The sequence below is a fragment of the Pseudomonas sp. 15A4 genome (assembly GCF_016925575.1).
In the GTDB taxonomy this organism is placed as follows: domain Bacteria; phylum Pseudomonadota; class Gammaproteobacteria; order Pseudomonadales; family Pseudomonadaceae; genus Aquipseudomonas.
On sequence record NZ_CP068986.1, the window covers coordinates 39,680 to 59,765 of the forward strand.

A 20,086-nucleotide genomic window follows, 5' to 3' on the forward strand; every position below is an offset into this window, starting at 1 on the left:
TCAGTGCGACTTCATGCCTGCCGCTGTCATAAACATGCGCAGCAGCATGGCGACCACGAACAGCGCCAGCACGCTACCAGTCCAGATGACCACCAGCCAGCCGATGCGCTGCCACAGTGGCTTGCCCTGCGCTGGATCAACCTCACGCCTGTGCTCATCCTGGTTCCGGGCGTCGTGCTGAACAGATTCTTTAACCGACATCGCTAAACCCTCCTCTCCCGCAGTCAGGCCCCGGCGATACACCGGGGCCGCGACCTGCTAGTGATAGCCGTGTTCGTGGGTGACTTTGCCGCGGAATACGTAGTAGCTCCAGAACGTGTAACCCAGGATCAGCGGAATGATGAACAGCGTACCGACCAGCATGAACCCCTGACTCTGTGGCGGCGACGCGGCGGCCCAGATCGACACGGTCGGCGGGATGATATTCGGCCACAGGCTGATGCCCAGCCCGCTGTAGCCGAGGAAGATCAGCACCAGCGTCAACAGGAACGGTGCGTAGTTGGCATTGCGCGCCACTGCTTTGAACAGGCCATACATCGTCAGCATGACCAGCGCCGGCACTGGCATGAACCAGAGCAGGTTGGGCAGGCTGAACCAGCGATCGGCGATGGCCTGATGGGCCAGCGGTGTCCACAGACTGACGATCGCCATGACCACCAATGTGGCGAGGGCCAAGGGTCGTGCCAGATCATGCATGGCTTTCTGCAGCGGCCCTTCGGTCTTCATGATCAGCCAGGTGCAGCCGAGCAAGGCATAGGCCACGATCAGCGCCAGACCGCAGAAGACCGAGAACGGCGTCAGCCAGTCCAGTCCACCGCCGGCATAGGCACGGTCGACCACGGGAATGCCGTCGATGTACGCGCCCAGTGCCACGCCCTGGAAGAACGTCGCCACCAGCGAACCACCGATGAATGCCTTGTCCCACAGGTGCCGCTTGACGTCGGTGGCCTTGAAGCGGAATTCGAACGCCACACCGCGGAAGATCAGCCCGAACAGCATGAAAATCAGCGGCAGGTACAGCGCTTCAAGCACAACCGAGTAGGCCAGCGGGAAGGCGCCGAACAAGCCGGCCCCGCCCAGCACCAGCCAGGTCTCGTTGCCGTCCCAGACCGGCGCGACGGTGTTCATCATCACGTCGCGGTCGGTCTTGTCCTTCATGAACGGGAACAGTATCCCGATGCCCAGATCGAAGCCGTCCATGATGACGTACATCATGACGCCGAAGATGATGATCACGGCCCAGATCAGTGGAAGATCGATACCCATGGCTCAGTTCCCCTCAGTCAGGCTGTCTTTGCGGTGGTCCGTGCTGCTTTCATCAGCAGCAGAGAGAGGACGCGCCGGGGTGCGTTTCTGCCCTGGTCCGCCGTAGGTCGCGTTATCACCTTCGTGGGTTTTAGGCCCTTTGCGTACCAGACGCATCATGTAGCCAAAGCCGGTACCGAACAGCAGGAAATACACCACGACGAACAACACCAGGGTAATGCTCAGCTGTTCAACGCTGTGGCGGGACGCCGCATTCGCGGTGCGCATCAAGCCATAGACCACCCACGGCTGACGTCCGATTTCAGTGGTAAACCAGCCCGCGAGCATCGCAATCAGACCCGCCGGCCCCATGCACATGACCAGACGCAGGAACCAGCGATTGGTGTACAGCCCGCCGCGCCAGCGCAGCCAGGCGCTCCACAGACCCACCGCGATCATCAGCATGCCCAGGGCTACCATCACGCGGAATGACCAGAACACGATGAGTGAATTCGGACGGTCTTCCGGTGGAAAGGATTTGAGGGCCGGGATCTGCTTGTCCAGGCTGTGGGTCAGGATCAGGCTGCCCAGATACGGAATCTCGACCGCGTACTTGGTGCGCTCTTCTTTCATGTCCGGGATGCCGAACAGGATCAGCGGGGTCGGCTCGTCGCCCACGTTTTCCCAGTGACCTTCGATGGCTGCGATCTTGGCCGGCTGGTGCTCGAGGGTGTTCAAGCCGTGGGCATCGCCCACCATCGCCTGAATCGGCGCAACGATCAGCGCCATCCACATGGCCATGGACAGCATTCTGCGGATCGCCGGGTTATCGCGACCACGCAACAGGTGCCAGGCCGCCGAGGCGCCGACGAAGAAAGCCGTAGCCACAAAGGCGGCGATAGCCATGTGCGTCAGACGGTACGGGAACGACGGGTTGAAGATCACCGCGAACCAGTCCACCGGAATCACCCGGCCATCAACGATCTCGAAGCCCTGTGGCGTTTGCATCCAGCTGTTGGAAGCCAGAATCCAGAAGGTCGAAATCAAAGTGCCTACGGCCACCATCGACGTGGCGAAGAAGTGCAGGCCGCGGCCGACACGGTTCCAGCCGAACAGCATGACGCCGAGGAAGCCCGCTTCAAGGAAGAACGCCGTCAGGACCTCATAGGTCAGCAAGGGCCCGGTTACCGCGCCGGCGAAGTCGGAAAAGCGGCTCCAGTTAGTGCCGAACTCGTACGCCATGACCAGACCCGAAACCACACCCATGCCGAAGTTGACGGCAAAGATCTTCGACCAGAAGTGATAAAGGTCGCGGTAAGTGTTGTCGTGGGTTTTCAGCCACAAGCCTTCGAGCACCGCAAGGAAGCTCGCCAGACCAATGGTGATGGCAGGGAAAAGAATGTGAAATGAAACGGTGAACGCAAACTGGATTCGGGCGAGATCGAGCGCCTCTAAGCCGAACATAGGTCTTCCTCTATCAGGTGGAACTGGCTTCAGACTCGGGGCCTGCAGCGACTGCCCCCACGGTGTATTGAGTACGAGGTATGGCGTTTGTTCTCTTTGATTCGTGCTCAGGTCGGCGACCGGGGGATGCGTCAGGGGGCCAGTTCGATCAATACAGGCCAGAGCATTGATCCAGGTCAGCTGACGTGGAAAGAGTAGTCCCATTTCGGCACTTGCTCTGCGTGGTCTTTTGTCGCGTGGCGAGTTGACTCACCTTTCAAGGCGGTGCAGTGGGCGGGAAGCAGAACAGAGTGCGCGGAGTTGCAGCACGGCACTTACCACGCTGGCATACACCGACCTACAAAGGATCGCGAATAAAGCCCAACAGCGCAGAGACCAGTCGCTGATAAAGCGCATCCACTTCCGGTACCTGGCCTTTAGCCCTGAGACTGCCGTGAAGCAGCCCGAGGCCGGGGTCGAACTCAGTGCGCACGCCCGCTTCACGCAGCGCGCGCTCGTAGCAGACGCCGTCATCGCGTAACGGGTCGAACTGCGCGACGGCGATGAACGCAGGCGCCAGATTGTGAAACTCCCCGGCGTTGAGTGGCCGGGCATACGCCGACTGTTCGTCCGCCATCATGTACAGCTGCCGGTAATACCCGAGCTCATCGGCAGAAAGAAGCGGTGCGTCGGCACATTCACGCCGGGAAGGCAGATCACTGGCGCCGCCCAGTTCCGGGTAAATCAGCGCCTGTCCGACCGGCTGACGCTCACCGGCATCGCGCAGCGCCAGACACACGGCCGCAGCAAGATTGCCACCGGCGCTGTCCCCGGCAATGGCGATGCGGTGCGGGTCGATGTCCAGCCGTTGCGCCTGGATCTGCAGAGCGTGCCAGACCGCCAGACAATCGCCGAAGCCGGCGGGAAAGGGGTGTTCGGGCGCCAGCCGGTAATTCACGGCGACGACCACGGCATTGAGGTCGGCCGCCAATGCTGCGGTCAGGAAGTCATGGGAATCGAGATCGCCAACGACCCAGCCGCCGCCGTGGATGTACATGACACACGGCGCCGGATGTTCGAGGGACAGCCGCTGAGGCCGGTAACTGCGCACCGCCACGCCGCCGAGGGCGAAATCCCGTACATCAAGGTGCGCAGGACGGGTGGGCGTGAACGCTTCACTCATCCGAGAATACGCGTGACGCTGCTCGTCGATGTCCTCGGAGGCGCTGCTGAAACTCAGCGTTTTGGTCACGAACGCCAACATCTCGGGGGACAGCGGGTAAGACGTAGGCATTGGCTACTCCAGCCCGAGCCCTTGGCCAGGCCCGCTTGCTTATTTGTTCACCGCCACTTGCACGGCAGTCGCTGCATCTTTGCCATCGAAGGTTGTCACGCCATCCAGCCAGCGCTTCATGTCTTCAGGATGATCCTTGAGCCACTGGCGAGCAACGTCGTTCGGCACCTTGCGGTCCATGATCGGCACCATCATCTGGCTTTCCTGAGCGGCGGTGAACTTCAGGTTGCTCATCAGTTTGCTGACGTTCGGGCATCGAGATGCGTAATCCGGGGCTGTCACCACGGAAACGGTCGCCGCGCCTTCACTCGGGCCGAACACGTCTTCACTGCCGGTCAGGTAGGCGATCTTCATGTTGATGTTCATCGGGTGCGGGGTCCAGCCGACGAATACCACCCATTCATTACGCTTGATCGCACGCTGCACCGCTGCGAGCATGCCCGCCTCGCCGGACTCGACCAGCTGGAAACCGCCGAGCCCGAACTGGTTTTTCTCGATCATGCCCTTGATGTTGGCGTTGGCACCGGTGCCAGGCTCGATGCCGTAAATCTTGCCACCGAGTTTGCCCTTGAATTTGGCAATATCGCCGAAGGTTTTCAGCCCGCCCGACGCCACATAATCCGGCACCGCGAGCGTCGCCTGGGCGTCACTCATGCTGGGCACGTCGAGCACCTTGACCTGGTTGGCTGCCACAAAGGGCGCGATGTTCTTGTCCATGGCCGGTTTCCAGTAACCCATAAACACGTCGAGCCGATCGTCACGCAGGCCGCCAAAAATGATTTGCTGGGCGGCGCTGGTCTGTTTGACCTCGTATCCCATGTTCTGCAACAGCACTTCGGCGACCGCGCTGGTGGCAACGACGTCAGTCCAGTTGACCACGCCCATGCGCACGTTCTGGCACTTGGCAGGTTCCGCAGCCAGCAGGACGCCGCTGCTCAGCATCAACGCAGCGCAACTGATATGACGAATAAATGAGTTCATGGATGCTCCTCGGGTCAGCGCGTTATTTTATTCAGCTCTTTTCGGCAGTTTTTCAAGGCTTGAAGACCCACGGCAATTCGGTGGCTGCCGCGTTGATGCAAAGTACGCAGCAGGCCTGAGCATCAAGCGCACCAGCGCGACCTGTGCTTGCACTGGGGCGACATTGAATGAGGAAGGGTTCAGCAGATGATCGTTCCCACGCTCCGCGTGGTAATGCAGTTCATGACGCTCTGCGTCATTAGGTACACGCAGCGTCCGGGAGGCGTTCCCACGCAGGACGTGGGAACGATCGGGTACGGCGCGGGTTAAAGCACCTTATCCAGCGTAATCGGGAATTCCCGAACGCGCTTGCCCGTGGCGTGGTAGATGGCATTGGCGATGGCAGAGGCCACGCCGACGATGCCGATCTCGCCCACACCCTTGGAACCCAGGTCGTTGACGATGCTGTCGTTCTCTTCCACGAACAGCACGTCGATCTCGCCGATATCGGCGTTCACCGGGATGTGGTACTCCGCCAGGCTGTGGTTCATGAAGCGCCCGAGGGTGTGGTCCGTCTGGCTCTCTTCCTGCAACGCCTGACCAATCCCCCAGACCACGCCGCCGAGAATCTGGCTGCGCGCCGTTTTCGGATTGACCACACGGCCCGCCGCAACGGCGTCCACCACCCGATTCACACGAATAGTGCCCAGGTCTTCGTCCACCAGCACTTCGACGAATACCGCCGAGTGGGTCGCCGTCGAATAACCTTCGCGCTTGTCGTCAGGTTTGGCGTCGATCTGCACCTCCAGCGTGTCGTGGGACGATTCGCGGACGATGTCGGCGTACGCAAAACGCTGATCATCGATGAGCAGATAACCGTCGCCATAACCAACATCGGCCATGTCCACCACCGCGTATTGCGGATGCGCCATGCGCACGGCGTCGAGCAACTTGGCGCGCAATGCGCGGCAGGCCTGCTGCACTGCGGTGCCCACGGACGACACGGTGAACGAGCCGCCCTGCAACGGCGACGTCGGCAGCGACGAATCACCCAGCACGAACATGACGTCTTCCGGATTTACGCCAGCGGCCTCGGCGGCGATCTGGGTCATGACCGTATAAGTACCGGTGCCGATGTCAGTGGTGGCGCTGCTGACAGTGATCTTGCCGCTGCTGTCGATACTGGCTTTGGCGCTGGCCGGCATTTGCATGGCTTCCCACACACCGCCGGCCATGCCCCAGCCCACCAGTTGCCGGCCCTGGCGCATGCTGCGTGGTTCAGGATTGCGCTTGCTCCAGCCGAAGCGCTCGGCGCCTTGCTCATAACAGGCCAGCAGTTCTTTGCTGGAGTACGGCTTGCCTTCGTTACCGTTGCTGTCGGCGAAGTTGACGATCCGCAGCTGCACGGGATCGACGCCGGCGGCAATTGCCAGCTCGTCCATCGCACATTCCAGCGCGACCATGCCGGAGGCGGCGCCCGGAGCACGCATGTCCAGCGGTGTGTACACGTCCAGCGGCGCCAGCTTGTAGCTCAACTGCACGTTGTCGCATTGATAGAGCATGCCGCTCCATTCAACGACGTGCTCGGCAAAGTCTTCGAAACGCGAGGTCTGGCCGATGGCGTCGTGGGCAATCGCCGTCAGCTTGCCGTCTTTGGAAGCACCCAGGCGCATGTGCTGCAGCGTCTGTGGACGGTAGCCGAAGGTGAACATCTGCTGGCGGGTCAGCGTCAGTCGCACCGAACGCTGGAGTTTCAGCGATGCCATGACGGCAAGAGGCAGCTGATATTGCGGGCGCAGGCCGGAGCCGAACGCGCCACCGACAAAGGCGGCGAGGACGCGGATCTTCTCTTTATCCAAGCCAAACACGCTGTGCAGATAATCCTGGCAGTTCTGCGTGCCCTGGGTTTTATCGTGGATCTCCAGGCTGCCGTCGGCCTTGTAAAACACCGTGGAGGCGTGCGGCTCCATCGGGTTGTGGTGCTCGTTGGGGGTGCTGTAGTGAGTGTCGACAGTGACCGCTGACTGGGCGAAGGCGCCCGGGAAATCCCCGCGCGGCTTTGGTGTTTCCGCTGGCGCAGTGTGGGCGTCGCTCTGGCCGACGCTGAGGTCGGTCTGGTGCGACTCGGTTTCATACTCGATACGCACCAGGGAGCCGGCGTGCCGCGCCAGTTCAAGGGTGTCAGCCACCACCAATGCCAGCGGCTGACCGCTGTAGAGCACGCGGTCGTTGTAGAACGGGCGGAACGGCGAGCCTTCAGCAGAATCCGCGTCCTGATAATCCTCGTCATAACTGGCGATATGCGGACGGTTGGTGTGGTCGATGACCGCCACCACGCCGGGCACCGCCAGCGCCTGTGAGGTATCGATGCGCACGACGCGGCCTGAGGCGATGCTGCTGGAAACCACGCTGGCGTGCAGCAGGCCTGCCTCTGGGTACTCGCCAGCGTAGCGGGCCTGGCCGGTAACTTTCAGGCGTCCATCGACGCGATCCATCGGTTGGCCCAGCGCGGAGCTTCCCGGGATTGGTGTGTTCGCGTTCATTAAACAGTTCCTCCCAAGGTGGCATCGCTCAAGGCGCGAACGATCGCGCGGCGGGCCAGCTTGATCTTGAAAGCGTTGTGCGCCAGCGGCTGAGCATCGCGCAGCATCGCGTCGGCTGCGGCAACAAAGTTTTCCCGCGAGACCGGCAGACCCTTGAGCGACTGCTCCACCGCCGTGTCACGCCAAGGCTTGTGGGCAACACCACCCAGGGCGATGCGCACATCACGAATGACGTCTCCATCGAGCTCGACGGCAGCGGCTACCGAGATCAGGGCAAAGGCGTAAGACGCTCGGTCACGGATTTTCAGGTAGTGGCTGTGCTGCTGGAAACGTGGCGCAGGCAGTTCGACGGCGGTGATCAGCTCATCGTCGGCGAGCTGGTTGTCGCGCTGCGGGGCATCGCCGGGCAGTCGGTGGAAATCAGCAAACTCGATGACCCGGGCACCGGCACGCCCCTGAACATGGACGCGAGCTTCCAGCGCAGCCAGCGCGACACACATGTCCGACGGGTGCGTCGCGACACAGGCATCGCTGGCACCGAGAATCGCATGGATGCGGTTCAGGCCCTCTTTCGCCGGGCAGCCGGTGCCTGGCTCGCGCTTGTTGCACGGCACGGTAGAGTCGTAGAAGTAGTAGCAGCGGGTGCGCTGCAACAGGTTGCCTCCGGTGCTCGCCATGTTGCGCAACTGCGGCGATGCGCCCTCCAGAATGGCTTGGGACAACAATGGGTAGTCACGTTCGATCAACGGGTGCCACGCCAGATCAGCGTTGCTCACCAACGCGCCAATCATCACGCCACCGCTGTCAGTGCCGCGGACGTCCTTGAGCGGCAGCCCGGTGATGTCGATCAGGTGCTCGGGGCGGGCGATGTTTTCTTTCATCAAATCCAGCAGGTTCGTACCGCCAGCAATGAAACGGCTGGCAGGCCCTGCGAGATTTACCGCCTGAGCGATGTCCGATGGCTTGCTATAGCTGAAGGGATTCATTGGCCGCGCCCTCCCTGATCCGGTGCAGCATTCATCGATGGCAAGACTTCCACCACCGCCGCGCGGATATTGCTGTAGGCGCCGCAACGGCAGAGGTTACCGCTCATCAGCTCTTTCACTTCGTCATCGGTGCTGGCGCGGCCTTCGTTGGCCAGGCCCACCGCCGAGCAGATCTGCCCCGGCGTGCAGTAGCCGCACTGAAACGCATCATGCCTGATGAACGCTTGCTGCATCGGGTGAAGCGTGTCGCCATTGGCGAGCCCTTCGATCGTGGTCAGCTCGGCGCCGTCACACATGATCGCCAGGGTCAGGCACGCATTGATGCGTTTGCCGTCGCGCAGCACGGTGCATGCACCGCATTGGCCGTGGTCGCAGCCTTTTTGGTGCCGACCAGATCCAACTGCTCGCGCAGCAGATCCAGCAGGGTGGTCCAGGGCTGTACGTCCACTTGTCGGGTCTGGCCATTCAACGTCAGAGCGATGGAATGCCCTGCGAACGCCTGTTCATTGGTTGCACTCATGGGAAGCCTCACGGTAGGTACTCGATCAGCGCAGTGATCTGCGTCTTAAGGGGTACGACTTGTGCGGTTTCGGAAACGTTCAGGCTTTGTGACGGGCGTTTTGCCGCAGTTGGCGCGCCCGCATGGGGCAAGCCGATCCAGACATTTGCAATCCGACGACAAGCGCCAGGCCCCATCGCCCGGAGCTGCTGGTATGATGCGCGGCTTTTTGCAACTGGCAGAATTTGTGCAAGCCGTTTCGGTGAGCTGTGCTTTGCTGTTTCAGTCGACTACATAAATGACGCGGAGCGTCACCGGGGAGCCTTAAATGCTGGAGCGGTTGTTTCAACTCAGGGCACATAACACCAATGTGCGCACCGAAATTCTGGCCGGGGTCACGACCTTTCTGGCCATGGCCTACATTCTGTTCGTGAACCCGAGCATCCTTGGCGAGACCGGCATGGACAAGGGCGCGATCTTCGTCGCCACCTGCCTGGCTGCGGCCATTGGTTCGACCGTGATGGGCCTGATCGCCAACTACCCGATCGCCCTCGCGCCGGGCATGGGCCTGAACGCTTTCTTCACCTACACCGTCGTCCTGCACATGGGCCACACCTGGCAAGTGGCGCTGGGCGCGGTGTTCATTTCGGCGGTGATGTTTTTCCTGCTATCGATCTTCCGCATCCGCGAGTGGATCATCAACAGCATCCCGCTGCCGTTGCGCTCGGCCATCGCTGCCGGTATCGGCCTGTTCCTGGCGCTGATTGCGCTGCACAACGCTGAAATCGTGGTGACCAACCCGGCCACTATGGTCGGCCTGGGCGATCTGGCCAAACCGGCACCGATCCTCGCCGCCCTGGGCTTCGCGCTGATCGTGGCGCTCGAAGCGCTGAAAGTGCGCGGCGCCGTGCTGATCGGCATTCTGGCCGTCACCATCGTCTCTATTGTCATGGGCTTCTCGCCGTTTGGCGGCGTGGTGTCGATGCCGCCTTCGCTGGCGCCGACCTTCCTGCAGCTGGACATTCCCGGCGCACTGAACATCGGTCTGGTCAGCGTGATTTTCTCTTTCCTGTTTGTTGATCTGTTCGACAACTCCGGCACCCTGATCGGCGTCGCCAAGCGTGCGGGCCTGATGGGCAAGGACGGCCACATGCCGAAGATGGGCCGTGCGCTGATCGCCGACAGCACCGCTGCAATGGCCGGCTCTCTGCTGGGCACCTCGACCACCACCAGTTACATCGAATCGGCTGCGGGCGTGAGTGCTGGTGGCCGAACCGGTCTGACGGCCATTGTGGTTGCCGTGCTGTTTCTTTTGGCGCTGTTTTTCGCACCGCTGGCCGGCAGCGTTCCGGCATTCGCCACCGCCCCTGCCCTGCTGTTCGTGGCCGTGCTGATGACCTCGGGCCTTGCCGAAATCAACTGGGATGACATCACTGAAGCGGCGCCGGTCGTCATTACCGCGCTGGCGATGCCATTCACCTATTCGATCGCCAACGGCATCGCCTTTGGCTTCATTTCCTGGACCGTGATCAAGCTGTTGTCGGGCCGGGGCCGCGAGCTGAATTCGGCGCTGGTAGTGCTGTCGATTCTGTTCGTGATCAAGCTGGGCTTTTATCCATGAGTTCTACGTTCGACCCTGCAAACTACAGCGTTCAGCTCGATGAAAAGGCCGCGCGCCTGCGCGAGTTGCTGGCGCCTTTCGAGGCGCCCGAGCCTCAGGTCTTCGACTCGCCGCGTGAGCATTACCGCCTGCGCGCCGAGTTTCGCCTGTGGCGCGACGACGGCAAGCGTCACTACGCCATGTTCGCGCCGGGCGACAAGCACACGCCGATCCTGATCAACGACTTCCCCATCGCCAGCCAGCAGATCAACGCGCTGATGCCAGTGCTGCGGGATCGTTGGGAAGCGAGCAAGACGCTCAATCACAAACTGTTCCAGGTGGATTTTCTGACCACGCTGGCCGGTGACGGCATGATCACCCTGTGCTATCACCGCCCGCTGGACGACGCCTGGCAAGTCGAGGCCGAGCAATTGGCCGCCGACCTGAATGTCAGCGTGATTGGTCGTTCGAAGGGGCAGCGTCTGGTGATCGGTCGCGATTATGTGACCGAGCAGTTGGACGTCGCTGGCCGGACCTTCAGCTATCGTCAGCCGGAGGGCGCGTTCACCCAGCCCAACGGCACGGTGAACCAGAAAATGCTGAGCTGGGCGTATGACGCGCTGGGCGACCGCGACGATGATTTGCTGGAGCTGTATTGCGGCAACGGCAACTTCACGCTGCCGTTGGCGACCCGCGTGCGCAAGGTGCTGGCGACCGAGATCAGCAAGACGTCGGTCAACGCGGCGCTGAGTAACCTGGCGGACAACGCTGTGGATAACGTGTCGCTTGTGCGCCTGTCCGCTGAAGAGCTGACTGAAGCCCTGAATGAGGTGCGCCCGTTCCGGCGTCTGGCCGGTGTCGACCTGAAGAGCTACGACTTCGGCAGCGTGTTCGTCGACCCACCCCGCGCCGGCATGGACCCCGACACCTGCGAGCTGACGCGGCGTTTCGAACGCATTCTGTACATTTCGTGCAACCCGGAGACCCTGGCCGCGAACATCGCACAGCTGCACGATACCCACCGGGTCGAGCGGTGCGCGCTGTTTGATCAGTTTCCGTACACCCATCACATGGAGTCGGGGGTTTTGCTGGTTCGTCGGTGACGGCGCGGCATCGGCCATTCCCGGCTGAAGCCGGTCCTACTATCATCACTAGGACCGGCTTCAGCCGGGAACAGGCCCTCAGACGTTTCAACTGATCTCCATGCGCACGCAGCATATCCGGCGCCATCCATCATTAAATTCCTGACAGCTAGCGGCGAACGGCGCCAGACCGGTGTATAACTCTCGGCCGTCTTTCGCTTCGATGGATGCCTTGCCTTGAGTCCCGAATCGCCCGCCCCGTCCTCTGAATCCTCCGCTAAAAGCGCCCTGCGACTACCCGGCTTTTTTGCCTTCCTGACCGCGCGCCTCGCTGCCGTCTTTGCCATGCAGATTCAGGCAGTGGTTGTCGCCTGGCAGGTCTACGACATGACCCGCAGCCCGATCTCCCTGGCCTATGTGGGTCTGGCGCAGTTCATTCCCATGTTGCTGCTGTTGATGCCGGCCGGCGACCTGATCGACCGCTACGATCGCAAGATGATCCTGACCATCAGTTGGTCGGTGCAAGCGGTGTGCAGCCTGATGCTGATGCTGTTTTCGGTGACACACCATCAGGATACACGGCTGATTTACGCCACCCTCGCCCTGTTCGGCTGCGCCCGCGCCTTTACCGGGCCTGCGTTGCAGAGCCTCCTGCCACAAGTCGTCCCGCGTGAAAAACTCGCGTCGGCCATTGCGACGAACAGCATGATCATGCGCATCGCTACCATCGCCGGGCCTCTGGTCGGCGGCGGTTTATACGCGGCGGGCGGCGGCGGATTGACCTACTCGGTGTGCATGGCCAGTTTCATCGCCGGTGTGCTGTTGTTGATCCGAGTGCCGGTGCTCTACGCCGGCAAAAACAAATCCTCGAGTCCACGGCCTGGAAGCGCTTTACCGCAGGCATCGCCTTCATCCGCTCGCGGCCGATCATCCTCGGCACCATTTCCCTCGACCTGTTCGCCGTGCTGCTCGGCGGCGTGGTGGCGCTGTTACCGATTTATGCCCATGAAGTGCTGCATCTGGGGCCGCAAGGCCTGGGTGCGCTGCGCAGTGCGATGAGCCTGGGCGAGGTCAGCACCGGGCTGTACCTGAGCTTCCGCCCTTTTGATCGACATGTCGGCCTGGTCATGTTCATCGCCGTCGCGGTGTTCGGAGTCGCCAATCTGGTGTTCGCGCTGTCGACGCTGTTCTGGCTGTCGCTGCTGGCCTTGATGATTGCCGGTGCGGCGGACATGGTCAGCGTCTACATCCGCTCCACACTGGTGCAGTTTTCGACGCCGGACGACATGCGCGGGCGGGTCAACGCGGTGAATATGCTGTTCATCGGCTCGTCCAACGAACTGGGCGAATTCCGCGCCGGCAGCAGCGCAGCGCTCTGGGGTGCCGTGCCCGCCGCAATCATCGGTGGCCTGTGCACACTGGGTGTTGTGGGCGCCTGGATGGTGGGCTTCAAGGCCCTGCGCCAGGTGAACCACTTCGCCGACGCTTCGCCGGTCGAAATGACGGAAAAGCAGACTGCCCGGGTTTGAACCAGCCGCTGAATCTCAGGGGCGAGCTCCAATTCGCTCGTCCCCTTCGCAGATTCGTCACCCTTACAAAAACAATAGACGGTGGCTAGACGTCTAAACTCAGGTTCCCGGTATCTCATCGCCTGAACCATTCCCCCTCCTCTCCTCTCTTAGTCCAGCAGACCAGACGTCGTACGCCCGCCGTCTACACTTCCCACATGACCAAAAGAGGATTCCCCCATGCTATGGAAAAAAGGACGTCGCAGTGACAACGTCGTGGACGCACGCGGCGATACCGGGGGTGGCGGTGGCGGCGGGATGCGCATTGGCGGCAAGGGGCTGGGGCTTGGCGGGATCGTGATCATCGTCGCGATCGGTCTGCTGACCGGGCAGGACCCGATGCGGATTCTGGGTGAGATCACCGGCCAGATGGGTTCGGAGCAGACCGCAGCGGTCAATCCGCAAACGCGCCAGGCGCCACCGGCCAATGACGAGCAGGCCGATTTCGTCCGCGCCGTCTTGGGCGACACCGAGGACACGTGGCAGCAGGTGTTCCAGCAAATGGGGAATCAGTACAAGGCGCCGACGCTGATTCTGTTCAGCGGACGGGTGCAGTCGGCCTGCGGCTCGGCGTCTTCAGCGAGCGGCCCGTTCTACTGCCCGGCTGACCAGCGCGTGTACCTGGACATGGAGTTTTTCCGTGAAATGAGCCAGCGCTTCAAAGCGGCAGGCGATTTCGCTCAGGCGTACGTGATTGCTCACGAAGTCGGCCATCATGTGCAGACCTTGCTGGGGGTTTCGGCTAAAGTTGACGCCGCCCGCCAACGTGGCATGAAAATGGAAGGCGACAACGGCTTGCTGGTGCGTCAGGAGCTGCAAGCTGACTGCTTCGCAGGTGTTTGGGCCAACAACGCACAAAAGCGTTTGAACTGGCTGGAGCCGGGTGATATTGAAGAGGCGCTGAACGCCGCCAACGCCATTGGCGACGACCGCTTGCAGCAACAGGGTCAGGGCCGGGTGGTGCCAGACTCGTTTACCCACGGCACCTCCGCCCAGCGGGTCCGTTGGTTCAAGACAGGTTTTGCCCAGGGACAAATCAACCAATGCGACACGTTCGCCGCCAAGAGCCTCTGATCACATGATGAAACCGCTTTCGATCCTGTTGTTGGGCACCCTGATGAGCCTCAATGCTCATGCAGCGGATCAAGCGGTCAAGTCCATCAGCCCCGACCGGCTGCAGATCAACGGGACGACCCAGGCCACCCTCGGTCTGAGTCAGAATTGGGTACATCCCAGTCCGCAGGTCCAGCGGGTGGTCATTGTGTTTCACGGCCGGCTGCGCAACGCGCAAACCTACCTGCGCAGTGTCGAGCGCGCCGCCAACCAGTCACGGCAGCGCGCGAAAACCCTGCTGATCGCCCCTCAGTTTCTTGACGAAAAAGACATCGCAGCACACCGTCTGCCCGATTCCGTGCTGCGCTGGCACGCCAATGACTGGATGGCGGGCGAGAAGTCACTGGGGGCCAAGCCGGTCAGCTCGTTCGTGGTGATCGATCACATCCTCAAGCGTCTGAGCGACAGCAAGCTGTTCCCCAACCTGAAGGAGATCGTCATCGCCGGCCATTCCGGCGGTGCTCAGGTGGTGCAGCGTTACGCGATGATTGGTGGCAAGGAAGATGCGTTGCTGAAGAAGGAAGGCATCAAGCTGCGTTATGTGATCGCTAACCCGTCCTCCTACGCCTATTTCGACGCGACTCGGCCTGTGGCGGTTGATGCGGCGAGCTGCCCTACCTTCGACACCTGGAAGTACGGGCTGAACAAGCTGCCTGCCTATGCCGGCAAGGAAACACCGGCCGAGCTTGAGGCCGCGTACGTGAAGCGGGACATTACGTATCTGTTGGGCGAACTGGACACCGATCCTGAGCACCCGGCTCTGGACAAGGATTGCGGTGCCGAAGCGCAGGGCCCGCAGCGCCTGGCCCGGGGTCACAACTATTTCGATTACCTGACCAAGCGTCATCCGGAAGGTTTGAATCAGCGGTTGGTGGAAGTGAAAAACGTCGGCCACAACGGCGACGCGATCTTCACCTCGCCTGAAGGGCAGACTGCGTTGTTCAAGGCGAATTGATATCAGTGCGTTTAGTAGGACCGACTTTAGCCGGGAAGAGGCCGGCGTGCACAACGCGAGCTTTGCGGTGTAAAGCCGGCGCCTTCCCGGCTGAAGCCGGTCCTACCGGAAGGGTGGAATCAGCTCTTCGCGCCAATCATCTTCTTTAACGCCACGCAGTCGGTTGCATGCCAGTCAGTCAGTTCCGGCCAAGGGTTTTCCGGGAGATTGACCAGCACCGTCCGGGCGCCGGCCGCTCGACCGCAGGCCAGGTCGAACTGATAGTCACCCACCATCACCATGTCCGAAGGGTGCACGTCCCACGCCTGGGCGAGCTTGAGCAGGCCACCCGGATCGGGTTTTGGCGCAGCTTCGTCACGACCGAGCACATCGTCTACCGCAAAGCAGTCAGCGATGCCGATGGCCTTCAGCGTCACGTGGGCAAGCTCGCGGGCGTTACGGGTCAGAATGCCGAGACGATAACCCCGCCCTGCCAACTCCCTCACCAACTCGACAGCACCCGTTGCAGGCTTGGATTCGATCGCCAACGCGCGCTCGTGCTCCAGCAGCCAGGCATATTTGGCCGCCGCAACATCCGCCGGCAAGGCCGCGAGATGCCCGAGGATGTCATCCTCCTGAGGGATATCCAGCGCGCGCTTGATCGCTGGGAAATCATGGGCGGCCACGGTCAGCGTGCCATCCATATCGAATACCCAGTGGCGTACTTGATTGAGGCTCATGACCAATCCTTACGATGGCGAATCAAACCTTCCTGACTGACCGACGCCACAAGCCTGCCCTCGCGGTTGAACACGCTGCCTCGGGAGAACCCGCGCGAATTACCGGCCCATGGACTGTCCATGGCGTAAAGCAGCCAGTCATCAGCGCGCAGTTCACCGTGGAACCACAGCGAATGGTCAAGGCTGGCGATCTGCATGTCTTTTTGCCAAACCGTCTTGCCATGGGGCAGCAGCGAGGTGGTCAACAGATTGAAGTCCGAGGCGTAGGCGAGCATGTAGCGGTGCAGTGCGGGGATGTCGGGCAGCGTGCCGTCGGCGCGAAACCAGATGTATTTAACCGGGTCGGCAGGCTTGGGGTTATAGGGGTCGGACTCGGTCACCGGCCTGAACTCGATCGGCTTGGGGCACAGCAGTTTGTCCTTCATGTGCTCCGGAATCAGCTGCTCGCGCTGGCGCATCAGTTCAAGCTCGGACGGCAGGTTTTCCGGGCCGACCACGTGCGGCATTTGGGTCTGATGTTCGAAGCCCTCTTCGTCGTACTGAAACGAGGCGCTGCAGGTGAAAATCGGATGACCTTTCTGGATCGCCGTCACGCGGCGCGTGCTGAAACTGCCGCCGTCACGGACCCGGTCGACCTGATACACCACGGGCAGGTGGGCGTCGCCGGGGCGCAAAAAATAACCATGGAGCGAATGCACATGGCGAGCGTCTTCGACCGTTTTGCTCGCCGCCGACAGCGACTGACCCAGCACCTGACCGCCAAACAGCTGGCGAAAACCAAGGTCCTGGCTGCGTCCGCGGAAGAGGTTTTCTTCGATGGGCTCCAGGCTCAACAGCGACACCAGATCATCCAGCACGTGGCTCATTCGGGGTTCCTTACACGGTCGTCTCGCCGACCGTTATTACATCAATCAGGCCATGGGCGCCGAAGGTCGGCGCGGATGGAAGTGGGACGGAATGATACAGAGGTTTGTAGCCCGATTCCCGCAGCGAATCACAGCGTCGCCAGCCAGCCCGCCCTGTTGATTCGATACAACACGTGGGGCCTGAGCGGATGGCCGTTGGGTAATTTCGGATGGTCGAAGTTATCAGCCGGATCGTTGCGCATGCCGATGGCTTGCATGACCTTCTGCGATGGCAGATTGTCGACCGCCGCGAACGCCACGATTTCATCCAGATCCAGGTGCTCGAAACCGCAGCCGAGGACGGTCCAGGCAGCTTCGCTGGCATAACCCAAGCCCCAATGCTCGCGGGCCAGGCGCCAGCCGATCTCCACCGCAGGCGTAAATCCTGCCTCGAAGCCCACCACGGCCAGGCCGGTGAAGCCGATGAATTCACCGGTATCCTTACGCTCAAGCGCCCAGAACCCAAAGCCATACTCGGCAAAATGCCCACGCACTCGGCCGATCAGTTTGGCACTTTCCAAGCGGCTCAAGGGCTGCGGAAAGTAGCGCATTACGTGTGGATCGGCGCACATCTGCGCGAAGGCTGGCAAATCATCATCTCGCCATTGACGCATCAACAAGCGTGCGCTGTTGAGCTCAAGAATCGGCTCCATCGATCGTCTCCCTTGTGCCTGGCCTTTCACATTGCCCGCCGACTGGCGATCTCTCCGCCCAGGCAAATCGCTGTGCGGTGATCGTCAGAACTGGCAAGATTCCCCTTCGAACCAGACGCGTGCCCACCATGCCCCTGCCCCTCATTTATCACGAAGACTACAGCCCGGACTTTCCGCCCGACCATCGTTTCCCGATGGACAAGTTCCGGCTTCTGCGCGACCACCTTATCGACACCGGCCTGACCACAGATGCTCAATTGTTTCGCCCGCAGGTCTGCCCAACGGACATCCTGGCGCTGGCCCATGACCCCGGTTACATCAGCCGCTATATAGAGGGCGCCCTGTCGCGGGAAGATCAACGTCGCCTTGGCCTGCCCTGGACCGAAGATCTGGCCCGACGTACGGTACGCGCCGTTGGTGGCTCTTTGCTGACAGCGGAACTCGCGCTGCAACACGGACTGGCCTGTCACCTCGCCGGCGGCACCCACCATGCCCACTTCGATTATCCGGCCGGGTTTTGCATCTTCAACGACCTGGCGATCATCAGTCAGTACCTGCTGCAAAGCGGACGCGTCGACCGGGTGCTGATTTTCGATTGCGACGTGCATCAGGGCGACGGCACCGCACGGATCCTCGAACACACCGATGACGCGATCACGGTCTCGCTGCACTGCGAAAAGAACTTCCCGGCGCGCAAGGCCCAAAGTGACTGGGACATACCGCTGCCGATGGGCATGGGCGATGACGATTATCTGAAGGTGGTCGACGACACGCTCAATTACCTGCTGCCGCTGTACCAGCCCGATCTGGTGCTGTACGACGCCGGCGTGGATGTGCACAAGGACGACGCGTTGGGGTATTTGCAGCTGACCGATGCAGGGGTTGCCCGCCGTGACGAAGCGGTGATGCGCCACTGTCTGGGCCGGGACATCCCGGTGATGGGGGTGATTGGCGGTGGCTACAGCAAGGACCGGGAAGCGCTCGCCCGGCGGCACGGGATTCTGCACCACAGCGCCCAGCGGGTATGGGTGGAGCGCGGACTTTGAATGATCGCTGAAACGCATTCACTAGCCTGATCGCTCCCCAGACTTACTCACATCCTCTGTGGAACTGCCTGTGGATAACCTGAGTGCAAGGCTACATTCCCCCTACAACGCTGGGTCCGGCGCGCACTGTACGTTTTTTGATCGATAAGTTTTCCACAGGCTGGTCGCGTTTCACGAAGCTCGCGTAGAATGCGCGCCCCCTACCCAACCGGTGTCCGCTTAGCCATGACGTCATCCGCCGCCTCAAGCACCCAGACAGTCGCCATCATCGGCGGCGGCCCTGCCGGCCTGATGGCCGCCGAAGTGCTGAGTCAGGCGGGCTTCAAGGTGGACCTCTACGACGCCATGCCTTCGGTCGGGCGAAAGTTTTTGCTGGCCGGCGTGGGCGGCATGAACATCACCCACTCCGAACCGTCACCTGCGTTCGTTGCCCGCTACGCCGAACGCGCCCCGGTGATCGCGCCCTTGCTGCGCAGCTTCGGTGCGCAGGACCTGTGCGAGTGGATTCACGGCCTGGGCATCCAGACCTTCGTCGGCAGTTCGGGCCGCGTGTTTCCCACTGACATGAAAGCCGCGCCGCTGCTGCGCGCCTGGCTCAAGCGGCTGCGCGAGTCCGGCGTCGTTATCCACACCCGTCATCGGTGGCTGGGGTGGAATGCCGACAACACGTTGCGAATCGCCGGTTCCGAAGGTGAAGTCGCCCTGAACCCTGCCGCCACGCTGCTGGCGTTGGGCGGAGCAAGCTGGTCGCGGCTGGGCTCGGACGGTGCGTGGGTACCGCTGCTTGAGCAACGTGGGATCAACGTTGCGCCGCTGCAAGCCGCCAATTGCGGGTTCGAGGTCTCGGCCTGGAGCGAACTGCTGCGCAGCAATTCGCCGGCGCGCCGTTGAAGAACATCGCGATGGGTCTGCAGGGGCAATCCCTGCGGCTAGGGGAATGCGTGGTCACGCAGGGCGGTGTCGAGGGCAGCCTCGTTTACGCTTTGTCCGCGCAGATCCGTGAGGCGATCAATCAGTCGGGTTCGGCCACGGTCGAGATTGATCTGCTGCCCGGCAAAACCAGCGCCGAAGTACAAAAGGCCCTGAGGAAACCCCGCGGTTCACGCTCGATGTCCAAGCATCTGCACAGCCAGTTGGGCCTCGACGGGGTGAAAGCGGCACTGTTACGTGAGCTTACCCCGGCTGCGACATTCGCTGATCCGCCCCTGCTCGCGCTTGCAATCAAGGCCTTGCCGCTGACGCTGATCAAGCCGCGCCCGCTGGATGAGGCCATCAGCACGGCAGGCGGAGTGACGTTCGAAGCACTGAACGAGCACCTGATGATCCCGTCGCTGCCCGGCGTATTCTGCGCCGGCGAGATGCTCGACTGGGAAGCGCCCACCGGCGGGTATTTGCTGACCGCCTGCTTTGCCAGCGGCCGCGCGGCAGGGCTGGGAATGGTGGACTGGTTGCGCCGCAAGTAAGGCTCAGCGCAA

General features: G+C 61.7%; 15 protein-coding genes and 3 pseudogenes. 7 read left to right on the forward strand and 11 right to left on the reverse strand.

What is annotated here, in order from left to right:
• The 8 genes and pseudogenes from JN403_RS00170 to JN403_RS00205 all read right to left on the reverse strand — a co-directional run bounded on the left by JN403_RS00170 (window position 1) and on the right by JN403_RS00205 (window position 8,991).
• Complete coding sequence (locus JN403_RS00170) at window positions 1-201, reverse strand: DUF2474 domain-containing protein (RefSeq protein ID WP_122536681.1); 201 nt, start codon at window positions 199-201, stop codon at window positions 1-3.
• Window positions 202-258: 57 nt separating this feature from the next.
• Window positions 259-1,266, reverse strand: a complete 1,008-nt coding sequence (gene cydB / locus JN403_RS00175) for a cytochrome d ubiquinol oxidase subunit II (RefSeq protein ID WP_122536680.1) — start codon at window positions 1,264-1,266, stop codon at window positions 259-261.
• 3 nt (window positions 1,267-1,269) lie between these two features.
• On the reverse strand, window positions 1,270-2,709 hold the full coding sequence (locus tag JN403_RS00180) for a cytochrome ubiquinol oxidase subunit I (RefSeq protein WP_122536679.1): 1,440 nt from the start codon (window positions 2,707-2,709) through the stop codon (window positions 1,270-1,272).
• A gap of 337 nt (window positions 2,710-3,046) precedes the next feature.
• Window positions 3,047-3,982, reverse strand: coding sequence for an alpha/beta hydrolase (locus tag JN403_RS00185; protein ID WP_205484755.1), 936 nt, complete (start codon window positions 3,980-3,982; stop codon window positions 3,047-3,049).
• 39 nt (window positions 3,983-4,021) lie between these two features.
• Window positions 4,022-4,963, reverse strand: coding sequence for a choline ABC transporter substrate-binding protein (choX, locus tag JN403_RS00190; RefSeq protein WP_205484756.1), 942 nt, complete (start codon window positions 4,961-4,963; stop codon window positions 4,022-4,024).
• Window positions 4,964-5,268: 305 nt separating this feature from the next.
• Complete coding sequence (locus JN403_RS00195; protein ID WP_205484757.1) at window positions 5,269-7,485, reverse strand: xanthine dehydrogenase family protein molybdopterin-binding subunit; 2,217 nt, start codon at window positions 7,483-7,485, stop codon at window positions 5,269-5,271.
• Window positions 7,485-8,471 carry a xanthine dehydrogenase family protein subunit M gene (locus JN403_RS00200; protein ID WP_205484758.1) on the reverse strand — a complete coding sequence of 329 codons (987 nt, stop codon included), beginning with the start codon at window positions 8,469-8,471 and terminating at the stop codon, window positions 7,485-7,487. Before JN403_RS00200 ends, JN403_RS00195 begins: the two co-directional genes overlap by 1 nt.
• Window positions 8,468-8,991 (reverse strand): annotated as a pseudogene (locus tag JN403_RS00205) ((2Fe-2S)-binding protein). The gene JN403_RS00200 and the pseudogene JN403_RS00205 overlap by 4 nt, the downstream one beginning before the upstream one ends.
• 307 nt (window positions 8,992-9,298) lie before the next feature.
• Here JN403_RS00205 and JN403_RS00210 point away from each other — a divergent pair.
• The 5 genes and pseudogenes from JN403_RS00210 to JN403_RS00230 all read left to right on the forward strand — a co-directional run bounded on the left by JN403_RS00210 (window position 9,299) and on the right by JN403_RS00230 (window position 15,288).
• Window positions 9,299-10,591: an NCS2 family permease gene (locus JN403_RS00210; protein WP_122536673.1), complete on the forward strand. Its 1,293-nt coding sequence runs from the start codon at window positions 9,299-9,301 to the stop codon at window positions 10,589-10,591.
• The gene (trmA, locus tag JN403_RS00215) at window positions 10,588-11,673 is read left to right on the forward strand and encodes a tRNA (uridine(54)-C5)-methyltransferase TrmA (protein ID WP_205484759.1); all 1,086 of its coding nucleotides are present in this window, start codon (window positions 10,588-10,590) and stop codon (window positions 11,671-11,673) included. Before JN403_RS00210 ends, trmA begins: the two co-directional genes overlap by 4 nt.
• 216 nt (window positions 11,674-11,889) lie before the next feature.
• Window positions 11,890-13,181, forward strand: a pseudogene (locus JN403_RS00220) (MFS transporter).
• A 219-nt stretch (window positions 13,182-13,400) separates the two neighbouring features.
• A complete protein-coding gene (locus JN403_RS00225; protein WP_205484760.1) occupies window positions 13,401-14,294 on the forward strand; it encodes a neutral zinc metallopeptidase in 894 nt (297 codons plus the stop codon).
• A gap of 4 nt (window positions 14,295-14,298) precedes the next feature.
• Window positions 14,299-15,288 carry an alpha/beta hydrolase gene (locus JN403_RS00230; protein ID WP_172610701.1) on the forward strand — a complete coding sequence of 330 codons (990 nt, stop codon included), beginning with the start codon at window positions 14,299-14,301 and terminating at the stop codon, window positions 15,286-15,288.
• A 119-nt stretch (window positions 15,289-15,407) separates the two neighbouring features.
• Here JN403_RS00230 and JN403_RS00235 read toward each other — a convergent pair whose 3' ends face one another.
• The 3 genes from JN403_RS00235 to JN403_RS00245 all read right to left on the reverse strand — a co-directional run bounded on the left by JN403_RS00235 (window position 15,408) and on the right by JN403_RS00245 (window position 17,565).
• Complete coding sequence (locus tag JN403_RS00235) at window positions 15,408-16,007, reverse strand: HAD family hydrolase (protein ID WP_205484761.1); 600 nt, start codon at window positions 16,005-16,007, stop codon at window positions 15,408-15,410.
• Window positions 16,004-16,873 (reverse strand): acyl-CoA thioesterase II, encoded by an 870-nt coding sequence (tesB, locus tag JN403_RS00240; protein WP_205484762.1) that lies wholly within the window; start codon window positions 16,871-16,873, stop codon window positions 16,004-16,006. The genes JN403_RS00235 and tesB overlap by 4 nt, the downstream gene beginning before the upstream one ends.
• A 128-nt stretch (window positions 16,874-17,001) precedes the next feature.
• Window positions 17,002-17,565 carry a GNAT family N-acetyltransferase gene (locus JN403_RS00245; RefSeq protein WP_205484763.1) on the reverse strand — a complete coding sequence of 188 codons (564 nt, stop codon included), beginning with the start codon at window positions 17,563-17,565 and terminating at the stop codon, window positions 17,002-17,004.
• 128 nt (window positions 17,566-17,693) lie between these two features.
• Between JN403_RS00245 and JN403_RS00250 the strand changes: the two genes are divergently transcribed.
• Window positions 17,694-18,611 (forward strand): histone deacetylase, encoded by a 918-nt coding sequence (locus tag JN403_RS00250; RefSeq protein ID WP_205484764.1) that lies wholly within the window; start codon window positions 17,694-17,696, stop codon window positions 18,609-18,611.
• Between the two features lie 225 nt (window positions 18,612-18,836).
• Window positions 18,837-20,074, forward strand: a pseudogene (locus JN403_RS00255) (TIGR03862 family flavoprotein).
• The last annotated feature ends 12 nt before the right edge of the window (window positions 20,075-20,086 follow it).